Annotated in this window: 22 protein-coding genes; 13 read left to right on the top strand and 9 right to left on the bottom strand. The window is 60.5% G+C overall.

Going from position 1 to position 21,929, the window contains the following annotated elements; genetic code table 11:
- Positions 1-89: 89 nt before the first annotated feature.
- Positions 90-641 (bottom strand): tyrosine-type DNA invertase, encoded by a 552-nt coding sequence (locus ACJ8J1_RS16145; RefSeq protein WP_033644817.1) that lies wholly within the window; start codon positions 639-641, stop codon positions 90-92.
- A gap of 363 nt (positions 642-1,004) precedes the next feature.
- Between ACJ8J1_RS16145 and ACJ8J1_RS16140 the strand changes: the two genes are divergently transcribed.
- The 3 genes from ACJ8J1_RS16140 (at position 1,005) to ACJ8J1_RS16130 (ending at position 3,345) form a co-directional block, all read left to right on the top strand.
- Positions 1,005-2,657 (top strand): multidrug ABC transporter permease/ATP-binding protein, encoded by a 1,653-nt coding sequence (locus ACJ8J1_RS16140; protein ID WP_033644941.1) that lies wholly within the window; start codon positions 1,005-1,007, stop codon positions 2,655-2,657.
- A 389-nt stretch (positions 2,658-3,046) separates the two neighbouring features.
- Positions 3,047-3,160 carry a YmiA family putative membrane protein gene (locus ACJ8J1_RS16135; protein WP_071845171.1) on the top strand — a complete coding sequence of 38 codons (114 nt, stop codon included), beginning with the start codon at positions 3,047-3,049 and terminating at the stop codon, positions 3,158-3,160.
- 23 nt (positions 3,161-3,183) lie between these two features.
- Positions 3,184-3,345 (top strand): hypothetical protein, encoded by a 162-nt coding sequence (locus tag ACJ8J1_RS16130; RefSeq protein WP_162997249.1) that lies wholly within the window; start codon positions 3,184-3,186, stop codon positions 3,343-3,345.
- Here ACJ8J1_RS16130 and ACJ8J1_RS16125 read toward each other — a convergent pair.
- The gene (locus tag ACJ8J1_RS16125; RefSeq protein WP_033644820.1) at positions 3,342-4,562 is read right to left on the bottom strand and encodes a CynX/NimT family MFS transporter; all 1,221 of its coding nucleotides are present in this window, start codon (positions 4,560-4,562) and stop codon (positions 3,342-3,344) included. The genes ACJ8J1_RS16130 and ACJ8J1_RS16125 overlap by 4 nt on opposite strands.
- A 503-nt stretch (positions 4,563-5,065) precedes the next feature.
- Here ACJ8J1_RS16125 and agaR point away from each other — a divergent pair.
- From agaR to agaF, 6 genes are read left to right on the top strand one after another with little or no spacing between them, the layout of a single operon-like run.
- Positions 5,066-5,839, top strand: coding sequence for a transcriptional repressor AgaR (gene agaR / locus ACJ8J1_RS16120; protein WP_033644822.1), 774 nt, complete (start codon positions 5,066-5,068; stop codon positions 5,837-5,839).
- Positions 5,840-5,862: 23 nt separating this feature from the next.
- On the top strand, positions 5,863-7,146 hold the full coding sequence (locus ACJ8J1_RS16115) for a D-tagatose-bisphosphate aldolase, class II, non-catalytic subunit (protein WP_033644825.1): 1,284 nt from the start codon (positions 5,863-5,865) through the stop codon (positions 7,144-7,146).
- 1 nt (position 7,147) lies between these two features.
- Complete coding sequence (gene agaV, locus ACJ8J1_RS16110) at positions 7,148-7,624, top strand: PTS N-acetylgalactosamine transporter subunit IIB (protein WP_004931808.1); 477 nt, start codon at positions 7,148-7,150, stop codon at positions 7,622-7,624.
- A 14-nt stretch (positions 7,625-7,638) separates the two neighbouring features.
- Entirely contained in the window at positions 7,639-8,418 is a 780-nt protein-coding gene (gene agaW, locus ACJ8J1_RS16105) for a PTS N-acetylgalactosamine transporter subunit IIC (protein WP_033644826.1), read from the top strand.
- A complete protein-coding gene (locus ACJ8J1_RS16100) occupies positions 8,408-9,301 on the top strand; it encodes a PTS system mannose/fructose/sorbose family transporter subunit IID (RefSeq protein WP_033644827.1) in 894 nt (297 codons plus the stop codon). The genes agaW and ACJ8J1_RS16100 overlap by 11 nt, the downstream gene beginning before the upstream one ends.
- A 10-nt stretch (positions 9,302-9,311) precedes the next feature.
- Positions 9,312-9,746 carry a PTS galactosamine/N-acetylgalactosamine transporter subunit IIA gene (gene agaF / locus ACJ8J1_RS16095; RefSeq protein ID WP_033644830.1) on the top strand — a complete coding sequence of 145 codons (435 nt, stop codon included), beginning with the start codon at positions 9,312-9,314 and terminating at the stop codon, positions 9,744-9,746.
- A 36-nt stretch (positions 9,747-9,782) separates the two neighbouring features.
- On the opposite strand, the gene ACJ8J1_RS16090 is transcribed toward agaF, so the two are convergent.
- Positions 9,783-11,510, bottom strand: a complete 1,728-nt coding sequence (locus tag ACJ8J1_RS16090) for an ABC transporter ATP-binding protein/permease (RefSeq protein ID WP_033644831.1) — start codon at positions 11,508-11,510, stop codon at positions 9,783-9,785.
- A 205-nt stretch (positions 11,511-11,715) separates the two neighbouring features.
- On the opposite strand from ACJ8J1_RS16090, the gene ACJ8J1_RS16085 reads away from it, so the two are divergent.
- Positions 11,716-12,423 carry a hypothetical protein gene (locus ACJ8J1_RS16085; protein ID WP_033644832.1) on the top strand — a complete coding sequence of 236 codons (708 nt, stop codon included), beginning with the start codon at positions 11,716-11,718 and terminating at the stop codon, positions 12,421-12,423.
- Positions 12,424-12,451: 28 nt separating this feature from the next.
- On the opposite strand, the gene ACJ8J1_RS16080 is transcribed toward ACJ8J1_RS16085, so the two are convergent.
- Both ACJ8J1_RS16080 and ACJ8J1_RS16075 read right to left on the bottom strand, forming a co-directional pair.
- Positions 12,452-13,099 carry a DsbA family protein gene (locus ACJ8J1_RS16080; protein WP_033644834.1) on the bottom strand — a complete coding sequence of 216 codons (648 nt, stop codon included), beginning with the start codon at positions 13,097-13,099 and terminating at the stop codon, positions 12,452-12,454.
- Between the two features lie 68 nt (positions 13,100-13,167).
- Positions 13,168-14,052 carry an MBL fold metallo-hydrolase gene (locus ACJ8J1_RS16075; protein WP_033644835.1) on the bottom strand — a complete coding sequence of 295 codons (885 nt, stop codon included), beginning with the start codon at positions 14,050-14,052 and terminating at the stop codon, positions 13,168-13,170.
- A gap of 108 nt (positions 14,053-14,160) precedes the next feature.
- Between ACJ8J1_RS16075 and ACJ8J1_RS16070 the strand changes: the two genes are divergently transcribed.
- A complete protein-coding gene (locus tag ACJ8J1_RS16070) occupies positions 14,161-15,069 on the top strand; it encodes a LysR family transcriptional regulator (protein WP_033644836.1) in 909 nt (302 codons plus the stop codon).
- A gap of 27 nt (positions 15,070-15,096) precedes the next feature.
- Here ACJ8J1_RS16070 and ACJ8J1_RS16065 read toward each other — a convergent pair whose 3' ends face one another.
- On the bottom strand, positions 15,097-16,020 hold the full coding sequence (locus ACJ8J1_RS16065; protein ID WP_033644837.1) for a LysR family transcriptional regulator: 924 nt from the start codon (positions 16,018-16,020) through the stop codon (positions 15,097-15,099).
- Between the two features lie 133 nt (positions 16,021-16,153).
- On the opposite strand from ACJ8J1_RS16065, the gene lysA reads away from it, so the two are divergent.
- Complete coding sequence (lysA, locus tag ACJ8J1_RS16060; RefSeq protein ID WP_033644838.1) at positions 16,154-17,416, top strand: diaminopimelate decarboxylase; 1,263 nt, start codon at positions 16,154-16,156, stop codon at positions 17,414-17,416.
- A gap of 27 nt (positions 17,417-17,443) precedes the next feature.
- Here the strand turns inward: lysA and ACJ8J1_RS16055 are convergent, their stop codons facing one another.
- From ACJ8J1_RS16055 to galR, 3 genes are all read right to left on the bottom strand, one after another.
- Positions 17,444-17,746, bottom strand: coding sequence for a helix-turn-helix domain-containing protein (locus ACJ8J1_RS16055; protein WP_025304078.1), 303 nt, complete (start codon positions 17,744-17,746; stop codon positions 17,444-17,446).
- Between the two features lie 5 nt (positions 17,747-17,751).
- Positions 17,752-18,096, bottom strand: coding sequence for a type II toxin-antitoxin system RelE/ParE family toxin (locus ACJ8J1_RS16050; RefSeq protein WP_033644839.1), 345 nt, complete (start codon positions 18,094-18,096; stop codon positions 17,752-17,754).
- 158 nt (positions 18,097-18,254) lie between these two features.
- Positions 18,255-19,274, bottom strand: coding sequence for an HTH-type transcriptional regulator GalR (gene galR, locus ACJ8J1_RS16045; RefSeq protein ID WP_033644840.1), 1,020 nt, complete (start codon positions 19,272-19,274; stop codon positions 18,255-18,257).
- Positions 19,275-19,494: 220 nt separating this feature from the next.
- Here galR and ACJ8J1_RS16040 point away from each other — a divergent pair, with 220 nt between their 5' ends.
- Complete coding sequence (locus ACJ8J1_RS16040; protein ID WP_033644841.1) at positions 19,495-21,753, top strand: molybdopterin guanine dinucleotide-containing S/N-oxide reductase; 2,259 nt, start codon at positions 19,495-19,497, stop codon at positions 21,751-21,753.
- The last annotated feature ends 176 nt before the right edge of the window (positions 21,754-21,929 follow it).

The following is a 21,929-nucleotide window of genomic DNA, read 5'->3' as shown; positions in this document are numbered from 1 at the left end:
GGCTGCATTTTCCCATCCGATATTTTTACCTTACTCGATGCGCATGTTAAAAGAAGATGAGCGCCTGCATCGTTATTTCCATCGTAAGATTAAATGCTGATCGTGCGGAATCGCTCTACATTGGTTGCGGTGTAGATCACCGTATTCTGGATATTTTTGTGCCCTAAATAATCCTGAATCAAGCGCGTATCGACCCCGTTATCTGCAAGCGCGTAACCGCAGGAGTGTCGCAGCATGTGAGGATGAACCTGAACGCTAATGCCGGCCATTTCACCGTACATTCTCATTAGGCGATACAGTTGCTGACGTGAAATTTGCCCGCCGTGGCGCGACAGAAATAACCATGGGGAATTGGCGTCAGGATAGTTCGCCCGCTGGGCCAGCCAGTTTAACAGCGCCTGTCGTTCTCGCGGCTGAATGGGGTGTTGAACGGAAAAACCGTTCTTTAGCCGAGATATATGGATCCGATGGGAGGTAAGATCAATATCTTGCAGGCGTAATGATCGCAGTTCGCTCACCCGCAAGCCGTGAATGAAGCACATTAATAGTAAACAACGATCTCGAATGCTATTTTTACCCTCATGCACGGCGGCAATCAGTTGTTCAATTTCAATCTGGCTAAGGAATTTCCTTTTTTTCATTTTCCTTTCCTGCGTATCTGGTACTGGCGATTTCCATCATGAAGTTTTATTAAAGCATTGGAACATAATAGGCGGCAAAGGAAATAAATAATTTTATTTGCTAATGCATGGGTTTATTTTATCTTTTTCTTTTTGTTATTTTTTTAGTGAATGAATTTTGATTTTATAGATCTATTTTTTTAGCGGCTTATTTAATTGGCGAATATTTAGCGCCCAGAGTGAACCATGCTGCGAATTGGCCGCCGGCAGGCGGCAACGCCTCTCCCCCGACCAGTGCTTGATAAGCTGTGATGAGAATTCGTCTTGATCTCATTCTCGCGCCGCTTACAATGCCTGCCAGATCGCGATTTCAGAGGTTTGTTCATGGAACTGCTACGGGTGGTTTATCGGCAGTATCGTTGGCCATTTCTGGCGGTTATGGCATTGACCATGGCCAGCGCCGGTTTAGGCATCGGTATCATTGCTTTTATCAATCAATATCTGATGGACGCCAGCGGCAACCCATTGGCCGTGTTGCCGATGTTTCTCGCCCTGCTGGCATTGTTGATAGCGGTCACGTTGGGTTCGCAACTGGCGCTGACCACATTGGGCCATTACTTCGTCTATCGATTGCGTGGGCAACTGGTGAAGCGCATTCTGGATACCGAGATCGAGCGCCTCGAACAGTTAGGCAGCGCCTCATTGCTGGCCAGTCTGTCCAGTGACATCCGCAATATCACCATCGCCTTCGTGCGCTTGCCCGAATTGGTGCAAGGGGTGATTTTGACCCTGGGGGCAGCGGCCTATCTGGGGTGGTTATCGCCGAAAATGCTGGCGGTCACGGCGGTTTGGGTGGCGGTGACCGTGGTGGGTAGCGGCTGCCTGGTGTCACGGGTTTATCGCCATATGGCCAGTTTGCGCGAGTCAGAAGAGCGTCTCTATCATCGTTATGAATCGGTGATTGACGGCCGTAAGGAACTGACGTTGAACCGCAAACGGGCGCAGGCGTTATACGAGCAGGCCTATCAGCCCGACGCGCAAGCCTATCGCTACCATATCATTCGCGCCGATACCTTCCATTTGAGTGCGCTCAACTGGTCTAACATCATGATGTTAGGGGCGATCGGGCTGGTGTTCTTTATGGCCAACAGTTTGGGATGGGCGGACTCGACGGTGGCCGCGACCTACTCGCTGACGCTGCTGTTCTTGCGCACGCCCTTACTGCAGGCCGTGGGGGCGTTTCCGACGCTGGTCGGCGCCGAAGTGGCCTTCAACAAGCTGAAAGCGCTGCGTCTGGCCGAGTATCAGCCGGGGTTTCCAGCCGCCGTTGGCCGTTCCTGGCAGACGCTGGAGCTGCGCGACGTGGTTTTTCACTATGCAGATGCGGAACAACAGCCCGGTTTTACCGTCGGGCCGCTTAATCTGACGCTGCGGCGCGGTGAGCTGGTGTTTCTTATCGGCGGCAACGGCAGCGGCAAGTCAACGCTGGCGATGCTGTTGACCGGATTGTATCGGCCGGTAAGCGGGCACATCGTTCTGGATGGTGTCGCACAGACCGCGGCGGATATGCCGGACTATCGCCGGCTGTTTTCAGCGATTTTCACCGATTTTCATCAGTTCGATCGTTTACAAGGACCGGAAGGCGGCGAACCTGATACGGCGCTGGTCGCGCATTGGCTTGAACGGTTGAATATGAAAAGCAAATTGCAGTTCGACGGCGCCAGAGTGACCAACCCGCAACTGTCGCAGGGGCAGCGCAAACGTCTGGCCCTGTTGCTGGCGGTGGCGGAACAACGCGATATTTTGCTGTTGGATGAATGGGCCGCTGATCAGGATCCGCAGTTCCGGCGCATTTTCTATCGCGAACTGTTGCCGGCGCTGCGCGCGTTAGGCAAAACGGTGTTCGCCATCAGCCATGACGATCACTATTTCGAACACGCCGATCGGTTGCTGGAGATGCGCTCAGGCCATTTACGCGAGTTGACCGGCAGCGAGCGTGAACACGCCAGCCGGGATTCCGTCAGCAGAATCGGTTAACTTACGCCGGCCCGTGCCAGACCAAAACGGGCCGGCGCTTCTCCCGCGCATTATTTCAGTGCGTCGCTTCATTTTCTCTCGCTCCTCCAATGCTGTCTGCTGCCGATTTGGCTTACGACCAGTCAAATAATTGATGTTTGAATTATTTACCGGTGGTTTAATTTTGACCTTTAAAGGTGTGGCACACTGCGCATTCGTTCGCCTATCAAAACACGTTCTCGCCTGCCGATAACAGTGATATCCACGGTGCCGTTGTGGCTGATTCGGCAATGCAGACCTATGGGTAGCAGAATTTTTTTAAATTTCCATAGGAAAAAACGACTTTATTGATCGTTAAAATAGATCAATAATTTTATTTTGAGTGGTTTAATCTATTGGTTAGGGGCGCTGTGGTGAGCAAGGATGGATCAAATATCAAACGTAAAGCATGGCTGTGTGTGTTTATCGGTAGCGGGCTGTTCTGGCTGCTAACCGCTGCCGTGATTTACTGGTTACTGAGTTAGCAGGTTAAGCAGGAAGACGATTCGTGAACAAGAAGCAGGCTAAAAACCGTGAGGGCGTTCAGCGTCGCGCGCAGTCAAAAATTCCGCCTTCATGGGGGCTGAGCGATGAGCAGCGCGCCTTTATTGAAGATTTATGGCAGGATACCGCTCCCGAAGCGGCGCGGCCCATCGTTCAGCGACGTTAGCCGATCACGCGGCTGCGGCCGGCCAGCGCGCCGAACAGCATTTGCAAGACGGTCAGGCATAGCAGAGCGATCAACGGCCAGCGCCAGCCTTCCGTCAGATCGTGCAACAGGCCGAATAAGGTGGGTCCCAGCGCGGCCAACAGATAACCGACGGATTGCGCCATGCCCGACAGCAGCGTCGCCTGATGATGATGCTGACTGCGCAATCCAAAGAACGACAGCGCCAGCACCAGCGAACTCCCCGCTCCCAACCCGGCAAACGTCAGCCACACCAGTGAACTGGCGGGTTGCACCAATAATCCCCCGACGCCGATAAAGATCAGCAGAGAACTGCCCAGCGCTATCGCCCGCTGATCGCGCGCCCGCGGCAAAATCACCACCATGACAAAGTTGGCGACGATCGCCACCACCTGATAAACGAACAGCTCGAAGCCCGCCTGCTGGGCTGAGGCGCCGTGGCTGACGGCAAAGGCGCTGAACCAGCCGATAATGGTGTAGAAGGCGATCGATTGCAGCCCCATGAACATCGCCACTTGCCAGCCCAGCGCGCTGCCCCAGGGAGAGCGATAGCGTTGCGGCTCTGCCGATTGTGGCTCTTTGGCTGCGGGTGTGGCTGTGCGCCGCAGCTGCGGCAACCAGATCAACAGCGCCAACAGCGCAGGTAATCCCCAGCACAGCAAGGAGAAGCGCCAGCCGAGATCGGCCAGGGAAGCCAGCGGTACCGCCAGACCGGAGGCGATGGCGGCGACCAGTGACATCACCGCTGCATAGGCCGCTATCATCGCGGCGGCGCGATGAGGAAAATCTCTTTTCACCAGCGTTGGCAGCACCACATTGGCGAAGGCGATGGCGGCGCCGATCAGAACGCTTCCCAGCCACAGCATGGCGTCTTGCGGCAGGGAACGCAGCGCGATGCCGCAAACCAGCAGTGCGAGGGCGGAGCCCAGGGTGCGTTCGATTCCGAAGCGTTTCGCCAGCGCCGGGGTGAGTGGCGAGAGGACGGCGAACAGGATCAGCGGCAGCGAGTTGATCAGGCCGGCGGCGGTGGCGGACAACGCCAGCTGTTGCTGAATCTGTTCCAGCAGCGGGCCGACGCTGGTGAGGGCGGCGCGCAGGTTAGCCGCGATCAGCATGATGCCAACGATCAGCAAAACAGGGCGATGCAAACGGCGACGCGGGGTCGCGATGGATGATGAAGATGAAGCGGGTTGCGGCATGAGTTCCTCGCACCATGGCATGCAGACAATCAGCGCTGCATGGCGTGATGCGTTGATTGACGTTAACGCTTACGTACCGACAAGAGGCCGATATCTGATCGCAAGTGTAGGGAAGATGGCTCGTGCTGACAAGGGGATGGCCCGGCGGGATGGAGAGGGCTGCCCCCCGCCGTCCGCGGGATAATTACCATTATGTGATCCTGGTCACTTAGCGAACTAAAAGTCATGGGGCAGGACGGGGTCTGCGACGCTTTCACTTCTGCCGCCGCCGGTGCGGCTGCTCTCCGGCGCTCATGCTCGTCATGGCATTTCATTTTTCTCCCATTCCATTTTTGGGCTTTTCGATTCATTTCGATTCGAAAGGTTTTTTGGCGGTTTTTTTGCTAAAACGGGGCTGTAAGCCCGATCACAATTTCATTGCTTTCGCTTTGCTGTAATGCCAGCGCAGTAGAGCGAAAGCCATCTTCTCCCCGGCGATACCGGAAACCTGAGGACCGCAGCTCATGCCAGTGAATACCGCAAAGCGACGTGAACACATCATCGATCTGTTATGCGAGCACGGCAGCGTGCGTGTGGAACAGCTCAGCAAACAGTTTGCAGTATCCACGGTGACGATCCGCAACGATCTGCGCTTTCTGGAACGAAAAGGGTGTGCGCTGCGCGCTTACGGCGGCGCAATGCTCAATCAGCAATTCGCTTTCGATCGGCCGCTGCGGGACAAAGGGCGGTTGAATCGCGATGTCAAAACGCTGATCGCCAACGCGGCGGCCGGCTATGTGCGCGACGGCGAGGCGCTGATCCTCGATTCCGGTTCAACCACCGCGCAGATTGTGCCGTTCCTGAAGGGGCGGCGCGATCTGGTGGTGATGACCAACGCGCTGAACATTGCCTATGAGCTTTCGGGAAACGACGGGGTGGAAGTCATGGTGCTGGGGGGCAGCGTGCGCCGCAACTCTTACTCGCTCTACGGTCCGGCTGCCGAGCAGCAATTGCGTCAGTACCGCTTCGACAAGCTGTTTTTGGGCGTCGACGGGTTCGATCTGAGCGCCGGCATCACCACGCCTCACCCCGGTGAAGCGCACCTCAATCGCGTGATGTGCGAGGTGGCGCGCGAGATTATCGCGGTGGCGGATGCCAGCAAATTCGGTCGCAAGAGCTTTTGCATGATTCGCGAAGCCGGACAAATCCATCGGCTGATCACTGACAGCCGTCTTCCGGACGATTACGAGCGGGCGTTAACCGAGCTGGGTGTGGAGGTCATCATCGCCGATCGGTAGCACGGCGCCTGCATGGGGGCTTCATGCAGCAGTTGTTACAGCTTGTCGAGCAGCACAAGGCCGGTATGCCGGTCGGGATTTTTTCCGTCTGTTCCGCCCATCCCTGGGTTCTGAAGGCCGCGCTGCGGCAGGCTAAAAGCCGCGGCACGCCGGTGTTGGTGGAAGCGACCTCCAACCAGGTCAATCAGTTCGGCGGCTATACCGGCCAAACGGCGGCCCAGTTCCGCGATGCGCTTTGGCGTCTGGCGGATGAGGTTGGCCTGGCGCGCGAGCGCGTGTGGCTGGGCGGCGACCATCTGGGGCCGAACGCCTGGCAGGATCGCCCGGCTCAGGAAGCGATGGCGCTGGCGGAAACGTTGATCGACGATTACGTTCGCGCCGGATTTCGCAAAATTCATCTCGATTGTTCCATGTCGTGCGCCGGCGATCCCTCGCCCCTGGGGGATGCGGCGGTCGCCGAGCGTGCGGCACGCCTGTGCGCGGTGGCGGAACGCGCCTGGGCGCAGAGCGGCGGCGAAGCGCCGGTCTATGTGATCGGCACCGAGGTGCCGGTGCCGGGCGGCGCGCAGGAGGCATTGGCGGGCCTGCAGGTCACCACGCCGCAGGCGGTGGCGCAAACGCTGGAAATGCACCGTATCGCCTGGCAAAAAGCCGAGCTGAACGATGCCTGGCAGCGAACCATTGCGCTGGTGGTGCAGCCGGGCGTCGAGTTCGATCACCACAGCGTCGAACGTTATCAGCCGCAGCGCGCCGACGCATTGAGCCATTTCATCGAACGGCAGCCGGGCATGATCTATGAAGCGCACTCTACGGATTACCAACCGCCGCAGGCCTATCGCCAGTTGGTGCGCGATCACTTCGCCATCCTGAAGGTGGGGCCGGCGCTGACCTTTGCGCTGCGAGAAGCGCTGTTCGCCCTCGATCGCATCGAGCGTGAATGGCTGGGGGAACGCCAGTCGTCGCAGCTGCGCGCCACGCTGGAACAGGTGATGCGCGAGCAGCCGCAGCAGTGGAGCCGCTATTACCACGGCACGCCGCACCAACAGTATCTCGATCGCCACTACAGCCTGAGCGATCGGGTGCGTTACTACTGGCCGCAGCCGCAGGTGCAGCAGGCGGTCGACGGCTTGCTGGATAACCTGCGCCGCAACCCGGCGCCGTTGGCGCTGCTCAGCCAGTACCTGCCGGATCAGGCGCGGGCGCTGAACGCCGGCGAATTGAGCGCCGATCCGCAGGAATGGGTGCTGCATAAAGTGACGCAGGTACTCGACGATTACCACGCCGCCTGTTACCCGGAGGGCCGCTAGCATGCCGAACATTTTAATGACCCGCATCGACAATCGCCTGGTGCACGGCCAGGTAGGCGTGACCTGGACCAATACCCTCGGCGCCAACCTGGTGGTGGTGGCCAACGACGAGGCCGCCGCCGATCCGGTGCAGCAGAACCTGATGGACATGGTGGTGGCGGAAGGGGTGCAAACCCGTTATTTCACGCTGCAGAAAACCATTGACGTGATCCACAAGGCGGCGGATCGGCAGAAGATCTTTCTGGTGTGCAAAACGCCGCAGGACGTGTTGACGCTGGTGCGCGGCGGGGTGCCGATCCGTTTCGTCAACGTCGGCAATATGCACTTCGCCGAGGGGAAGCGGCAGGTGCACAAAACGGTGTCGCTGGACGACGGCGACGTGGCCGCGTTCCGCGCGCTGGCGGAACTGGGCGTGGAGTGCGAAGTGCGACGGGTGCCGGATGAAGCGGGTGAGGCGATCGGCAAACTGCTCTTTTGAGCCAGGGGGAAAGCATGTTGACGGATGCGTTATTGATTGCGCTGTTGGCCGGGCTGGCGGGGGTTGACCTGTTCGACGGTCTGACCCACTTCCACCGGCCGGTAGTGATGGGGCCGCTGGTGGGGCTGATTTTGGGCGATGTCTATACCGGGTTGCTGGTGGGTGGCACGCTGGAGCTTGTGTGGATGGGGATGGTGCCGTTGGCGGGAGCCCAACCGCCTAACGTGGTGATCGGCGGGGTGATCGGCACCGCATTCGCCATTCTGACCAAAGCCGATCCTAAAGTGGCGATCGGCGTGGCGGTGCCGTTCTCGATCGCGGTGCAGGGCTGCATCACGCTGCTGTTTACGTTGTTCTCGCCGATGATGCACCGCTGCGATCGCATGGTGAAAGCGCTGAACTGGCGCGGCATTGAACGGGTGAACTATCTCGGCATCGGCATTCTGTTCATCTTCTATTTCGTGGTGGCGTTCCTGCCGATTTACTTCGGCGCCGATGCGGCCAGCGCCATGGTGCAGAAAGCGCCGGGCTGGCTGCTGGACGGGCTAGCGGTGGCGGGCGGCATGATGCCGGCGATCGGTTTCTCGCTGCTGATGAAGGTGATGATGAAAAAAACCTACGTGGCCTATTTTATCCTCGGTTTCATCTCGGTCACGTTTCTCAAACTGCCGATCCTGGCGGTGGCGCTGGGCGCCCTGGCGATCGCTTTGATTGATTTCTTCAACACGCAACGCGGCGCGGCAGAGGCGACGGCCCGGCCCGCTCCGCAGGAGGACGCCGAAGATGGCATTTAACGATTCCGACGATCTGCTGGCGCAAAAGGCCGAGCAGCGTATGGCGCAGGCGCTGGCCACCAGCCAGGTGGAGCAGGACGACTATCTGGACAGCCGGCCCGCCGAAGCGCTGACGCGCGGCGACATCAACCGCATGGCCTGGCGTTCGCTGTTGCTACAGGCGTCGTTCAACTACGAGCGCATGCAGGCGGGCGGCTGGCTGTATCAGCTGATCCCCGCGCTGCGCAAGATCCACCGCAACCCGCAGGATCTGGCCAACTCGATGAAGATGCACATGGAATTTATCAACGTGCACCCGTTCGACGTCACCTTCCTGTCCGGCCTGGTGCTGGCGATGGAGCAGAACAAGGAAAAGATCTCCACCATTCGCGCGGTGAAAGTGGCGCTGATGGGGCCGCTCGGCGGTATCGGCGACGCGCTGTTTTGGCTGACGCTGTTGCCGATCTGCGCCGGCATAGGCGCTTCGCTGGCATTGGAGGGCAGCCTGTTCGGGCCGATCGTCTTCCTGCTGCTGTTCAACCTGTTCCACTTCGGCCTGCGTTTTGGGCTGGCGCACTACGGCTATCAGGCCGGCACCAGCGCGCTGGCGCTGCTGAAGACCCATACCCGGCGCATTTCTCACGCCGCTTCCATTGTCGGCATGACGGTGATCGGCGCGCTGGTGGCCTCGTACGTGCACCTGTCCACGCCGCTGGTGATGCATGCCGGCAAGGCCAGCGTGGCGCTGCAGACCGACGTGCTGGACAAGTTGATGCCCAACTTGCTGCCGCTGTGCTTCACGCTGCTCATTTTCTTCCTGATGAAGCGCGGATTCTCGCCGGTGAAGCTGATTGGCGTCACGGTAGCGATCGGCGTGGCGGGCAAATTTATCGGCATTTTATGAGGAGCGGGATATGCCAGGCATTGTGATTACCGGCCACGGCGGCTTTGCCTCCGGGCTGCTGCAGGCGGTGGAACAGGTGGTGGGGCCGCAGCGACATTGCGCGGCGGTCGATTTCCCTGAACAGATGAGCACCGCGCAGCTCAGGGACGCCTTACGCTCGGCGCTGGTCGCGGTGGCGCAGCCGGACGGCGTGGTGTTCCTGACCGACATGCTCGGCGGTTCGCCGTTTCGTAGCGCCTGTGAACTGGCGGATGCGCGAGGTGATTGCGAAGTGCTGACCGGCGTCAACATGCAGCTGGCGGCGGAAATGATGCTGGAACGTGACGGACTGAGCCTGGATGAATTTCGCGAGGTGGCGCTGGCGTGCGGTAAACGCGGCCTGACCAGCCTGTGGCATGAACGCCGCCGAGTGAAGTGCGAAGACGCGCAGGCCGACGGCATCTGAACGAAAACCGGGCGCGGGCGCGCCCGGCTCCGTGAGTTAGGCCGGCAACGGGCTCAGCGCCAGACGCGCCGGTTGGTCTTCGCCGCGGCTGAAGCGCCAGCAGGTCTGGTGGTATTTCGCCACGCTGTTGCGGTGCGCCACGCTGACCAGCGTCACGTCCGGCAGTTCATCCACCAGCAGGCAGTACATCAGTTGCTCGGTTTCGTCGTCCAGCGCGCTGGTGGCCTCGTCGAGGAACAGGATGCTCGGGCGAATCAACAGGGCGCGGGCGAAGGCTAGCCGCTGTTGCTCGCCCGGCGACAGGCGATGGCTCCAGTTGGCGGAGGTGTCCAGCCAGCGCTGCAGGTGCTTCAGGCGGCAGTTTTCCAGCACCCGCATCAGCTGCGCGTCGCTGTATTCCGACGCCAGGCTCGGGTAGCTCAGCGCTTCGCGCAGCGTGCCGATCGGAATGTAGCTGCGCTGCGGCAGGAACAGCATGTTGGCGTTGCCCTCTACCCCGATGGCGCCCGCGCCGTAAGGCCAGATACCGGCGATGGCGCGCAGCAGCGTCGACTTGCCGCAGCCGGAAGGCCCGACGATCAGCAGGCGATCGCCGCGTTGCAGCGTCATCTCGGCGCCGGTCAGCAGCGGCTGGCCGTCGGGCAAGTGCAGGCTGAGGTTGTCCAGCGTTAACGGATGGGCGGTCTCCTCCCGCAGCTGAACGCCGCGCGGCTGATGGTGAACCTGATCGACGGCGGCGTTGAAGCCGGCCAGACGGTTAACGCAGGCTTTCCAGGTCGCCAAATCGTTAAACGCGTCGATAAACCACGACAGCGCGCCCTGCACCTGGCCGAAGGCCGAGGCGATCTGCATCAGGCCGCCCATCTGGATGGCGCCGGAGAAGTAGCGCGGCGCCGCCACCAGCAGGGGAAACACGATGGCGAACTGGCCGTAGAAGTTGGTGGCGATGTTGAGCCGCCGGGTGATGCGCATGATCGCCCACCAGTTGCTGCGAATGGTGTCGAAACGGTCACCCAACTGTTGCGCCTCGCGCGGTTCGCCGTGGTACAGCGCAATGGCGTCGTTGTTTTCGCGGATGCGGATCAGGCCGAAACGGAAGTTCGCCTCATACCGTTCCTGGTTGAAGCCCAGCATGACCAGCGGTTTGCCGACCCACCAGATCAGCAGCGATCCCAACACCGCATACAGCAGCGCGAACCACACCATATAGCCGGGCAAGGTGATGGCGTGTTGCCCGAGCGCGAAGGTCATCGGCCCGCTGACATGCCATAAAATGTCGATAAAGGAAAACAGCGTCACCAGGCTGGAGAGCAGCCCGAGCGACAGCGACAGGGTATATTGGGTCAGCACGTTGAGATCTTCAGCGATACGCTGATCGGGGTTATCGACGATCTGCTGCTGCTCGGTGTGGTAATACGCCTGGTGCGCCAGCCATTTTCCCATGAACCTTTCCGTCATCCAGCGCCGCCAGCGCATCTGCAGCCCCTGAGTCAGGTAGATCTTGTAGACCGCCAGCACGATGAAGATCAGCGCCAGATAGGTAAAGCGCCACAGCTGCGCCTTGAATACCGGGTAGTTTTTGTTCTGCAGCGCGTCGTAGAACACCTGGTTCCACTGGTTGATCTGCACGCTGATATAGACCAGGCCGAGCGACAGGACGACGATGGCGATCAGCATCATCCAGGCGCGCCATCGTTCCTCCGACACCCAAAAGGGTTTGATCAACTGCCAAATGGCGTGTCTCTGCAAGGGGGTTGCGTTCATAACGGCTCGATAATTGCGGTATTTTGTTCAGCATGGGCTGCGGGCCGGTAACAAACAAACCGCGACTGTAAGCAGTTTTGACTCCGCTAACCGTTTGAAATAAGGCGGCTGAATCGCCGGCGGCGCGCAGGTGAGCGCAATTGCGGCATACACTCCGGCGCCGGGCGGTTATACTGGCGCCGAATTTTTGCAGAAAGGATAAACGATGAAGGCTTGGTTTCCCCTGTTGCTGACCTGCGGCGTCTTCGCCAGCGCCCGGGCCTGGGCGCACATTGACGAGCCGGACATCGCCGCCGACTGCCAAAAGGTGGCGAGCTACGCCGAACTGGGAAAAAAGGCCTATCAGCGCCAGGATTACGCCAAAGCCGCCGACATTTTTCGCGATCAGGCGGCCTGGAGCGAGTTTTGCGGTCTGAGCGAGCAGGCTGTCGCCACGGCTTACAACAACGTGGCGCTGTCGCTGATGCACGCCGGCGAATTGCTCAAGGCGCAGGCCTATCTGGCGCTGGCGCCGCACGATGACAAATCGCAGCACAACATGAGTCTGTTGCGCCAACGCCTGGCGCAGCGGCCGCAGCCGCAGGGGCCGGGCGGCGTGTACTGGCAATACGCCGGGCGCGGGGTGTGGAGCGAAGTGGTGGTGAAGCCGCAGGGCGAGCGCTGGCTGATCGATTTTTCCGGCTACGCCATGCCGCAGATGGGGCTGTATTACGGCCCGAACATGGGCGACTTCACCGCCGAGCTGCCCATTGAGCACGGCAAGGCCGTCTACCATCAACATGACTCGGAAAGCGCGCAGGTCTGCGACGTGACGATGGCGTTTGGCGAGCAAGCGCTGGAGATGCATACGCGGGGGGATTGCGGGTTCGGCCACAATGTGCGGGCGGAAGGGCGGTTCGTGCGGGTCGAATGACCCGCCCCGGTGGCCGGGGCGAGAAGGGTTACGCCAGCGCGGCGGCGCCCAACAGATTCTTCCAGGCTTCCACATTGCCCAGATAATTGCCGGCCGGCAGCAGATGCAGCTGGCCCTCGCTATCCTGCAGCGCAAAGGTCGGGAAGCCTTGGCCCTGCACTTTGGCCAGCAGCGCCCGGCTTTCCGCGATGTGTTGCGCGGTCGGCGCACCGCTGTTGAAGCGCATTTCGGCGATAAACGCCGCCGAAGGCAACCCCAGCTCTTTCGCCAACGCTTCCAGCACCGGCGTGTCGGCGATGCGTCGCCCTTCCTGATAGTGCGCCTGCTGAATGCGGTGCAGCATGTCCAGCCCGCGTCCCGCCAGTTTTTCCGCCGCCAGGATAGCCGTGATCGGCGGCTCGGAATCCATCACCGCCGTGGTGTCGCGCAGCAGGCCGTTGAAATAGGCTTCGCCGAAAGGCTGGCCCGTCATCTCGGCGATGCGCTTGTCGTGCGGAATGACGTAGTTGCGCCATTCGTCGGTGATCTGACGGCGGTTGTTGCCGGTCATCATGCCGCCGGCGTGCGGCACGACCTTCAGCCCGGGGAGGCTCTGAGCCGCTTTCACCAGCGGTGCGGCGCCGTAGCACCAACCGCACAGCGGATCGAAAATGTAATGCAGAGTGGTTTCGGTCATTTTTACTCCTCGCTTGGCGCGCGGCAAGCCGCCGCGGCGCCAGGGCTGGTTCAATCACGCATGGGCGCTTATTGCGGCCACTTCATCTCGCCTTTCAGCACTTTCGCGCTCAGTTCCAGGCTCGATTCGTCTTTCAGCGTCGGGTAGTGCTTTTTCATCGCTTCAATCAGCGCGGTGGAATCCTTGGCTTTCGGCAGTTCGGCTTCCAGCGTGGTCAGGTATTTTTGGGTAAAGTGCACCGATGCCAGCGTCTGTGCGGCACCCGGCAGGAAGTGGCCCGGCACGACGACCTGCGGCTTCAGCGCTTCGATGTTTTTCAGCGTCTGCTGCCAGTGCTGGCGCGATTCTACGCTCTGGTTATCGGCGATCCACGGATGGATATTGTCACCGGCGACCGCCACGCCGCCCACGACCGCTTTCAGCGCCGGGATCCACACGAAGGTGCGATCGGGAGTCGGGCCGTTCAGGCCTTTCACTTCCACTTTTTGACCGTCGATGGTGAAGCTGTCGCCCTGCAGCGGCTGCGGCACGATCACGGTTTTCGGCGCGTTGTCTTTCAGGATTGGGCCCCAGTAGGCGATTTTGCCGTCTTTGGTGGCGTTAATGTCCTTGATGGTGCCAGGCGAAGCGATGATTTTCGCCTCCGGGAAAGCGGCCTTAATCACGTCCAGACCGAAATAGAAATCCGGATCTGAGTGGCTGATGTAGACGGTGGTCAGTTTCTTGCCGGTCGCCTTGATCTTTTTCACCAGCTCTTCGGCATCGTTGCGCTGGAACTGTGCGTCGATCAGCGCCACTTCGTGTTTGCCGCTGATGATTTCGGAAGACACCGGGAACACGCTTTTCTCGCCCGGGTTATACACTTCCATGGTCAGGGTATCGGCAGCGGTGGCGTAGGTGCTCAGGGTGGCGACGCCGGTGAAGGCCAGAGTTAACAGTGATTTCTTAAACATGGGCAGAGGTCCTTAGGTATCGGTTAATGTTGTAATGATGTTAGGTTGCATAAAGCGATAGAAAAACCGGATAATAAGCAATTATTCGTTGCATAAATCGGACTAATCATGGATCGCATTACCGCCGCTGAGGTTTTTGTCACCATCGTCGATCGCGGCAGCATGATCGCCGCTGCGGAAACGCTGGAGATGTCGCGCGCGATGGTCACTCGCTACCTGGCCCAGATGGAGCAATGGGCCGGGGCGCGTTTACTGCACCGCACTACCCGTAAGCTTAGTCTGACCGACGCCGGTGAGCGTACTTTGGAGCGCTGCCGACAAATGTTGGCGCTGGCGGGGGAAATCGATCTGGTGGAGGAAGGGCAGAGCGACGAACTGCGCGGCCTGCTGCGCATCACCTGTTCGCAATCGCTCGGACAAACGGCGCTGGTGGGGGCCGTCGCCCAGTATCTGAAGCGTCATCCGCAGGTGGCGGTCGATCTGCAGATGAACAACCGGGCGGTGAACCTGGTGGAAGAGCGCATCGATCTGGCGCTGCGCATCACCAATGAGCTGGATCCCAACCTGATCGCCCGGCCGCTGTCCACCTGCGCGTCGGTGGTGTGCGCCGCGCCGGCGTATCTGGCGGCGCACGGCACGCCGCGCCAGCCGCAGGATCTGGCGTTACACAACTGCCTGACTTATTCCTATTTCGGCAAAAGCCTGTGGCATTTCGACGCTCAGGGGGTGAAATCGGCGGTGGCGGTCAGCGGCAACCTGAGCGCCAACGAATCGGTGGTGCTGATGGCCGGTACGGTGCAGGGGGCGGGCATTTCCCTGCAGCCCTACTATTCGGCGGCGCCGCTGTTGGCCAGCGGCGAACTGGTGGAGCTGCTGCCGGGTTACCGGCCGCAATCGATGGGCATCTACGGCATCTACACCTCACGCCGACAAATGCCCGCCACCTTGCGCACCATGCTGGACTTTCTGGTGGAATGGTTCGCCAGCGATCCGCAGTGGCAGGCGACGCTGCGCTAAGGCCGCGGCAACATTCCCACGCCGTTTTCACCGTTTGACGGCGGCGGCCAGGCGGGCGGAGAACAGTGCCGCCTGTTGATGCAGATGGTCGATAAAGGCCGTCACCAGCGCCGATGAAGGGCGGTGCAGCGGCCGTATCAGGCTGACGGTGAACGGCACGTCGATGCTGAATGGCCGCACGTGCACGCCGCTGCCGGCATAGTCGAGTGCCGTCAGCGGGTTGACGATCGAGACCCCCACGCCGGCTCTCACCATGGCGCACACTGACGCCGCGCTGTGCGTTTCCATCACCATGCGGCGCTCGACGCCCTGCTCGGTGAACAGCGCATCGAGCAAGTGGCGATAGCTGTCGGTGCTCGACAGGCTGATAAAGTTTTGCCCGGCGAAATCCTGCGGCGTCAGTTGGCCTTTCGCCAGCAAAGGATGGCCCGCCGGCAGTACGCAGACCTCATTCAACGTCATCAGCGTTACCCGCTCGGTGCCCGCCGGCGTCAGGGTGGTTTCCGTCAGCCCCAGATCGTGGCGCTGGGCCGACAGCCACTCTTCCAGCAGCGGCGATTCTTGCGGGATCACGCTGAAGCTGACTTCCGGGTAACGTTCGATAAAGGGCCGGCACACCGCCGGCAGCAGCGATTGGGAAAATACCGGCAGGCACACGATCGATAGCTGCGCCTGCTGAAACTGGCGAATGCCGGCTGCGGCGTTGACGATGCGATCGAGGCCATAATAGGAGCGTTGCACCTCTTCGAACAGCCGTAGGCCCTGCACCGTGGGGGACAAGCGCCCGCGAACCCGATCGAACAGCTGCAGCCGAATCAGCTTCTCAAAGCGCGCCAGCTCACGGCTGACGGTGGGTTGCGAGGTTTGCAGCAGGGCTGCCGCCTCGGTCAGGTTGCCGGTGGTCATCACCGCCCGAAAGATTTCTATCTGCCGCAAAGAGATGCTGTGCATGACGAGGCTGCTCGACTGTAAAGAAAGCTATATCATAAATGAATAGACTACGGCTAAATAGATATTTTCCACCCGATTCAGCGTGCGGCACTATGGCCTTATCTGCCGTTACTTTCGAATTGGGAATATCGCCATGCCACGCCCGTTGCACGACACCTCCACCGCGTTGAACGCCGCTAACCTGCTGGCCTTGCCGCAGCGCTTCGGTTGCCCGGTCTGGGCTTATGATGCCGACATCATCAGCCAGCGCATCGCTCAGCTGCGCCACTTCGACACTATCCGTTTCGCGCAGAAAGCCTGTTCGAACATTCATATTTTGCGCCTGATGCGCGAGCAGGGCGTGAAGGTGGATTCGGTGTCGCTCGGCGAAATCGAGCGGGCGCTGCAGGCCGGTTTTCAGCCGGGCGGCGAGCCGAGCGATATCGTGTTTACCGCGGACGTATTGGATCACGCGACGCTGGCGCGCGTCAGCGCATTGAAGATCCCGGTCAACGCCGGTTCCATCGATATGCTGGATCAGCTCGGCCAGGCTTCCGCGGGGCATCCGGTGTGGCTGCGCATTAATCCGGGGTTTGGCCATGGCCACAGCCAGAAAACCAACACCGGCGGCGAGAACAGCAAGCACGGCATCTGGTATGCCGACCTGCCGCAGGCGGTGGAGAAGATCCGCCGCTACGGCCTGAAGCTGATCGGCGTGCATATGCATATCGGCTCCGGCGTCGATTACCAGCATCTGGAGCGCGTCTGCGATGCGATGGTGCAGCAGGTGATCGATCTCGGTCATGACATCAGCGCCATTTCCGCCGGCGGCGGCCTGTCTATCCCGTATCAGTACGGCGAAGAGGCGATCGATACCGAACACTATTTCGGTTTGTGGAACCGGGCGCGTGAGCGCATCGCCGCGCATCTGGGGCACCCGGTGCAGTTGGAGATTGAACCCGGACGTTTCCTGATGGCGGAGGCGGGCGTATTGGTGGCCGAGGTGCGGGCGGTAAAAGACATGGGGAGCCGCCACTTTGTGCTGGTGGATGCCGGTTTTAACGATCTGATGCGCCCGGCGATGTACGGCAGCTATCACCATATTTCGCTGTTGCCGGCCGATGGGCGCGACACCTCGGAACAACCGCTGCGCGACACGGTGATCGCCGGGCCGCTGTGCGAATCCGGCGACGTCTTCACCCAGCAGGCGGGCGGCGGCGTGGAAACCCGCGAGCTGCCACCGGTGCAGATCGGCGATTATCTGGTGTTTCACGATACCGGCGCCTACGGCGCATCGATGTCCTCCAACTACAACAGCCGTCCGCTGTTGCCTGAAGTGCTGTTCGAAAACGGCGAGCCGCGTTTGATCCGCCGCCGCCAAACCATCGAAGAACTGATCGCGCTGGAACTTATCTGATAAGCGGGCGGGCGCCTTGCGCCCGCTTCACAGCGTCATGCGACGGTGCTGGCCATTGGGCAATTGCACATCCAGCGACAGCGTGCCGCCCATCGCCTCGATATAGCGTTTGAGCGACGACAGCTTTATTTCGCTGCCGCGCTTTTCCAAATTGGCGACGGAGGGTTGGCTGATACCGAGCCGCTTCGCCAATTCAACCTGAGAGACCGCCAGCTCTTCCCTCAGCATTGCCAGCCGCAGTTCGAAAATTTCCTTGTCCGCTTTTTGCCTGGCTGCGGCAACGACGGCGGGATCGAGCTTGTCGATCAGTTGGGATAACGGTTTGGCCATCTGCACTACCTCCGGGTTGCCAGATAATGTGAAAATTCCATGGCAGCGATGGGCAACATGCGCTGGTAAAAGCGTTTGTCGCCGGTTTTATCGCCACCGCACAGCAATACTGCTTGCCGCTGTGGGTCAAAGGCGAAAAACACCCTGAAAGGGCGCCCGCGATGTTGAACGCGCAACTCCTTCAACTGCCGGGCCGCTTCGGAAAAATGCAGCGTATCGGCGTGCGGCCGCGCCAACTGCGGGCCGAACGTCTGTAATTTGAAGATCGCCGCCAGGATGCTTGTTTGCTGGGCGTTGTTCAGCGCCAAAAACCAGTCGTCGAATCGTTCGACGGTCACCACTTGCCACATGATGCGCTTCGAATATAGCGTTTATGCTATATAGCGTAAAGGTTATTGTGCCAACAATCTGCACGAACGCAGGGAGCGGAAAAAATCCAAAAGCGAGAAATGCGGCGGGCTGCGCAATCTGAGCGCATGGGTGACGGCTCACCCATGCGGCGGCATGATTACGGCTGTTCGTGCGCGTTGTTGAGGGTGGCGACCGAGTGGCGGCGCACCAGCGTTGGGCTGAACATGTTGGTGATTTCCGGCAGCGGTTGCCGGTTGGCCAGCGCCAGCGCCAGCTCCGCCGCCTGGGTGGCCATCGCCACGATAGGGTAGCGAATGGTGGTCAGGCGTGGGCGCAGGTAGCGCGAAATCAACACGTCGTCGAAACCGATCAGCGAAATTTCTCCCGGTACGTCGACGCTGTTATCGCTCAGCACCGACAGCGCGCCGGCGGCCATCGGATCGTTGTAGCAGGTAATGGCGGAGAACGAACGGCCGCGGCCGAGCAATTCGGTCATCGCCTGTTCGCCGCCGATCTCGTCCGGTTCGCCGTAGGCGATCAGCTTTTCATCCACCGCAATGCCGTGTTCCTGCAGCGCGTCGAGATAGCCTTGCAGACGATCGGTGGCGTCGGAAATCTGGTGAGTGGAGCAGATGATGGCGATGCGCTGGTGCCCTTGCTGGATCAGATGTCGGGTCGCCAGCCAGGCGCCGTAGCGATCGTCGAGCGCCACGCAGCGCGTTTCAAACCCCGGCAGCGTGCGATTGATGAGCACCATGCCCGGGATCTGTTGCATCCAGCCGAAAAGTTCCTGATCGCTTAGCCTTTTGGCGTGCACCACCAGCGCTTCGCAGCGGTGCCGCACCAGCTGTTCAATCGCCTGACGCTCTTTTTCGGCGTCGTGGTAACCGTTGCCAATCAGCAGAAAATTGTGGGTGGCGTAGGCCACCTGCTCGACCGCCTTGACCATCGCGCCGAAGAAGGGATCGGAAACGTCGGAGACGATCAGCCCCAGCGTCTCGGTGGATTGCTGCGCCAGCGCTCGTGCGTTGGCGTTAGGGTGATACTGCAGCTGTTCCATGGCGGCCTGCACCGCAGTGCGCGACCCTTCGCTGGCCTTGGGGGAATTGTTTATCACGCGGGATACCGTGGCCACGGAAACACCCGCCAGCCTGGCAACATCCTTTATCGTAGCCATATCAGTCAACACATCCTGGGTAATCGCTTACATCCCCCAGTTTTGCGGAAAAAAACCGGGGCTGCAAGCGGTCTCGTGCGCAACTTGTGGCGGCGGTTGCAGAATCTCTTCGAGTCTGTACGCATAACCGACTGCTACCGAACGATAGCGCAATTTGTACGTTGGCACTGGCGGCGGGCTGAGGTAACGTCTGTGCATTCCGATTTGCGCCGAGAACGCCATGTCCATTAAACGCTATCCGCAGCTCGCCCATTGGGGCGCTTATACCGCCGTGGTTGAAGACGGCCGGCTTATCCGTTGTGAACCCTTCGTCGACGATCCTGATCCTTCGCCGCTGCTCGATTCCATCGTCCCGATGGTCTACTCCGACAAACGCATCCGCAAGCCGGCGGTGCGCCGCTCGTGGCTGCAAAAGCGCGAGGGCAGCGACCGTACGCTGCGCGGCAGGGAAGATTTCGTCGAGGTGGACTGGGAATTGGCGCTCGATTTGGTGGCGCAAGAGAATCGCCGGGTGCGCGAGCGTTACGGCGCCTCCGGGTTGTTTACCGGCTCTTATGGCTGGTCGTCGGCCGGGCGGCTGCACCATGCCCGCTCGCTGGTGCGGCGGTTCTACTTCAGCGGCGGCGGCGGCGTCGATCAGCAGGGCAACTACAGCTGGGGCGCGGCGCAGTTCTTTCTGCCGTATGTGATCGGCACTTTTTCGCCCTTGACCGGGCGCGTCACCAGTTGGCCTAGCGTGGTGGAGCATTGCGAGCTGTTTGTGGCGTTTGGCGGATTGGCGCTGAAAAACGCTCAGGTCTCTTCCGGCGGCGCGGCGGAACATGCGCTCAAGCCCTGGCTGCAAAAGCTGGCGCGCAAGGGCACGCCGGTTATCAACATCAGCCCGATGCGCGATGATTGTCCCGAGTTTGTCAACGCGGAATGGATCCCGATCCGGCCGAATACCGACGTGGCGCTGATGCTGGCGCTGGCTTACGAAATCCAGCGGCTGGACGCGCAGGATGAAGCCTTCCTGCACAGCCACTGCGTGGGCTATCAACAACTGGCGGATTACCTGAACGGCACCGGTGACGGCGTGGCGAAAACCCCCGTTTGGGCCAGCGCCATTACCGGCATTCCGGCGGCGCGCATCGCGCTGCTGGCGCGGCAACTGATCGGCGTGCGCAGTTTCATCACCTGTTCCTACTCCGTGCAACGCGCGCATCGGGGGGAGCAACCGTATTGGATGATGATCGCGCTGTCGGCGATGCTGGGCCAGGTGGGGCTGCCGGGCGGCGGTTTCTCGTTCGGCCACGGTTCGATGAACGGCGTCGGCAATCCGCGCGTGGATACGCCTGCGCCGACCATGCCGGTAGGCGAAAATCCGGCCGGGCTGGCGATCCCGGTGGCGCGCATCTGCGACATGCTGTTGCACCCCGGTGAGGCCTATCAATTTTGCGGCGAGACGCGGCATTATCCGGATATCCATTTGGTGCACTGGGCCGGCGGCAACCCGTTCCATCATCATCAGCAGTTGAATCGGCTGGTGGAGGGCTGGCAGAAGCCGGACACGGTGATCGTTCAAGATATCTGGTGGACGGCGGCGGCCAAAATGGCAGACATCGTGCTGCCGGTCACCAGTTCGCTGGAGCGTAACGATATCGGCGGCTCGTCGCGCGATCGCTACGTGTTGGCGATGCATCAGGCCATTGCGCCGCAGCATCAGGCACGCAACGATTTCGATATCTTCGCCGATCTGGCGGAGCGTCTCGGCTATCGTGAGCGCTTTACCGAGAATCGCGACGAGCGGGCCTGGATCGAAGCTATCTACCGGCAATGCGGCACAGCGCAGCAGCGCGTCGGCGTCGCCTGGCCCGAGTTTGAGGCCTTCTGGCTACGGGGCTATGTCGAGCTGCCCGCGCCGGCTAAAGAGTTCGTATTTTTTGACGCATTCCGCGCCGATCCGCAGGCTAACCCGCTGCAAACGCCCAGCGGCAAGATAGAGCTGTTCAGCGAGCGGATCGCCGGCTATCGCTACGAAGATTTCGCTCCGCATCCGCAGTGGCGGCCGCCGGTGGAGTGGCTGGGCGCGCCGCAGGCCAAAAACTGGCCGCTGCACCTGATCTCCATTCAGCCGAGCGATCGCCTGCATAGCCAGATGGATCCGGCGCCGCTGGCGCAGGGCAACAAGACCGCCGGGCGAGAAACCTTGTACATGCATCCGGACGATGCGGCGCCGCGCGGTGTGGCGGACGGCGCCGAAGTGCTGGTCAGCAACGCGCGCGGCAGCTGTCTGGCGGGGGTATCGCTCACCGATGGCGTGACGCGCGGCGTGGTGCTGATGGCGACCGGTGCCTGGTTCGAGCCGGGTTTCGACGCGCAGCGCCGGCCGGTCGAGCAGGCGGGCAACCCGAACGTGCTGACGCTGGATATCGGCACCTCGCCGCTGACGCAGGGGCCGAACGCCATGAGCTGCCTGGTCGAGGTCAGCGCACGATGAGCGAAGATGTCACGTCTGGGTCACTGGCTCGTCGTTGTTATATTTATTTTCGTCGCTGCGGTAAGGTTTAAGTTTCATTGAGTTATTACAGCAGATCGTGGGAAATTTACAGCTGGTTGCATTTGGAGCAGAACTCTTGCGATTCGCCGGTAGTTTCCTGCACGCCATCTCTCTAG

The organism is Serratia sp. CY37869, assembly GCF_052168895.1.
Lineage (GTDB): Bacteria > Pseudomonadota > Gammaproteobacteria > Enterobacterales > Enterobacteriaceae > Serratia > Serratia ureilytica.
The sequence above is the reverse complement of the archived record's forward strand: the minus strand, read 5'-3'. Positions and strand labels throughout refer to the sequence as shown.